Origin of the sequence: Paenibacillus sp. GbtcB18 (assembly GCF_019091125.1) — a bacterium.
GTDB lineage: Bacteria > Bacillota > Bacilli > Paenibacillales > NBRC-103111 > Paenibacillus_F > Paenibacillus_F chitinolyticus.
In genome coordinates this window covers 1-1,449 of the sequence record NZ_JAGXJX010000057.1, presented here as the reverse complement: position 1 = coordinate 1,449, position 1,449 = coordinate 1, and the positions used below count along the sequence as shown (strand labels likewise).

At 38.4% G+C, this 1,449-nt stretch carries 1 protein-coding gene and 1 pseudogene; both read left to right on the top strand.

Going from position 1 to position 1,449, the window contains the following annotated elements:
- A pseudogene (locus KVT34_RS29440) lies at positions 1-229 on the top strand (phage holin family protein); the annotation flags it as partial.
- Positions 230-307: 78 nt separating this feature from the next.
- On the top strand, positions 308-1,357 hold the full coding sequence (locus KVT34_RS29435) for an N-acetylmuramoyl-L-alanine amidase (protein ID WP_217563207.1): 1,050 nt from the start codon (positions 308-310) through the stop codon (positions 1,355-1,357).
- Positions 1,358-1,449 lie beyond the last annotated feature (92 nt).

Below are 1,449 nucleotides of genomic sequence, written 5' to 3'. Positions count from 1 at the left end.
GCCAGCTCTTGCACATTTATTTGATATTGCTCTTAAATTACCGGATTTCTTTTTCTTCATGGTAGTTGGCGGTTTAAGTTATCACATTTTTAATAGTTTTGCTGCGAACTGCGCGAGAATCGGATGGGATAAGTGGATTCCTGCATGGTTATTAGAAAGTGTAGCAGCGGAAATCCAGGCAAAGATACACAGATCTGATACAAGAAAAGAAAAACATAACAACAAATAAAAATATATGCCTTACATAATTGAGCATTGTCAAAAGACAGCGCTCTTTTTTGTTTGGCCAAAAAGGGGAAATAATACTATGAAAAAATCTATTAAGTTTTTAATCTCAATTTCTACTGCAGCTGTAATTGTATTATCATCGGCAGTAAGTGCTTTTGCTGATAGAACACTTATTATTCCAGGATTACCACAAGAGCCATATCGTTATGGAGTTGGGGCTTATGAGGGAGTTGTCGCTCATTCTACCGCTACTCCTGAAGCTCCGGCTATTAATATTCAAAAGTATGAAACTCGTACATGGCGCTCTGCATTCGTGCATTACGCAACAGATTGGGACGAGAACATCCAAATTGCATCTACAAAATACCGCGCTTGGGGAGCTGGTCCATCTGCAAACGCTAGATTCGTTCATGTAGAACTTTGTGAAACACGCGACCCAGTAAAGTTTAAACGTTCATATGAGCGTTATGTAAAATTATTAGGGGAAATTTTACGTGACAGAAACATCCACCCTTCTAAGGGGCTATGGACACATAAAGACATTACTTATAACTTAGGCGGGACAGATCATGAGGACCCGCTTGATTATCTTCGCAGTCATGGCGTTTCAGAAACTCAATTTAGAGCAGATGTTTTAAAGGCATATGAGGGCGGGAAGGTAACAGTTGATACAAAACCACAAGAACCTGTTAAAAACGTGACAGAGGTTCAAGGGGTAGCTTACATCGATGGGTATAATGTTAACCTTAGAAGTGGACCATCAACAAGCAATGGTGTCATTCGTCAATTAGAAAAGGGAGAATCCTATAAAGTTTTAGGAAAACTAGGAAACTGGTTAAACCTGGGCGGTAACCAGTGGATTTATTACAACCCTTCTTATATTCGTTATAATGGGGAACAGACTTCTTCTGTAGAAGGAAAACGCGCTGTTTCTAAAGTAGATAACCTTAGATTCTATTCTGCTGCTTCCTGGGAAGATAAATATGTTGCCGGAAGTGTAGATAAAGGATTAGGGTTTACAATTATTGATAAAGTAACAACAAACGGATCTGCTCAATATAAAATTAAAAACTCTCGTGGCAGCGTGTTCTATATTACAGCTAGTTCTTACTATGTAGAGGTAAAATAACAAAACAAAAAGCCGTCCTTCTTGAAATGAACCCAAAAAGTTAGACAAAAAATTTAAGCAGCTGATGGAATATGAGTCCGGTATTGAACTGG

Coding starts and splice junctions, on each gene's coding strand:
- KVT34_RS29435 (WP_217563207.1), top strand. CDS start 308: ATGAAAAAATCTATTAAGTTTTTAATCTCAATTTCTACTGCAGCTGTA.